Source organism: Moorena sp. SIO3I8 (genome assembly GCF_010692325.1).
Classification (GTDB): Bacteria; Cyanobacteriota; Cyanobacteriia; order Cyanobacteriales; family Coleofasciculaceae; genus Moorena.
Window position 1 is genome coordinate 1 of the sequence record NZ_JAAHHW010000462.1, and the last position, 1,124, is coordinate 1,124.

Annotated in this window: 1 protein-coding gene; it reads left to right on the forward strand. The window is 45.0% G+C overall.

Annotated features, from left to right (window positions below; genetic code table 11):
* A partial coding sequence (locus F6K51_RS37895) for an iron uptake porin (protein WP_293031481.1) occupies window positions 1–632 on the forward strand: 632 nt, incomplete at its 5' end.
* Window positions 633–1,124: the final 492 nt, after the last annotated feature.

Here is a 1,124-nt window from a genome sequence, read left to right on the forward strand (position 1 = left end):
TTTATCTAGCTGATGGGGATGATGCTCCTAGTCCTGTGCAAGGAGATGGATTGTTCAATGGTGCCTATAGCGCTGGTGCTCAACTGGGTATTTCCCCCATTGATAACTTGGAGATATCTTTGACCTACCTCCGTAGCTACCAGCCAGGAGAGGATGTGAATCTTTCCGGTAGCACTGGTAGTGACATTTCCAAGCGCCCCTTCGGCAGGGTGGCTACCTCTACGAATCGCTTTGGAGCACAAGCCAGTTTTCGCCTGACCGAACAAATTCACATCGGCGGTTGGTTTGGTTATATTGATGCTGAAGCAGAAGATGATGGTAATGGTGGGCTAACTGAAGAGGGTGACAGTGCTGACATCTTCACTTGGTCAGCCAACCTTTCTTTCATCGATTTTGGCAAAGAGGGAGCTGTACTCAGTTTTGCTGGGGGTCTGCCACCTAGGGCTAGCGACGTTGAGGGTGACAATCCAGAAGATGATGATACGTCCTACCTGATTGAGGCACAGTACAAATTCCCGATTAGCAAAAACATCCTGATTACTCCAGGAGCCTACGTGATTTTCAATCCTAATCACGATGATGACAATGATACGATTTGGGTTGGAGCCATCCGTACCACCTTTAAGTTCTAAGTAAAAATACTAAGTAAAAATTCTAGGTTTTGCTAATCAGCTATCTGCTGTCAGTTATCAGCAGATAGCTGATTAGTTTAGGAGAAAGCCTTACCTCCCCTTCAACCTCAACCGGTATAATCGCACTTCGCACAGACACTCATTGCTCTGTTGGTGATCGAGACTGGTATCATAAGTGACTAGAATCGAGGATGAGTATCTTTCTCGAATAATCACAAACAATGATATACTAATCCAGAGTTATCCTAGACATAACTAATTTTAGTGGTTATGATTAAGGGTTATGGAATAATTCGAGTCCAAGAGTGTTGTCTATTAGGTGTGAGGTTGATTGAGAAATCATGTCAACAAGTTTTTGGAATAGTATCAAGTATAGTCCCGCTTTGCTAGGGGCTTCACTGCTGGTGGCTAACAGTGCCTATGGTGCTCCCAGCCTTGAGGAATCTTCTACTGAAGCTCAAGTGGCTCCACAAGAGCTAACCGTTGCCCAGG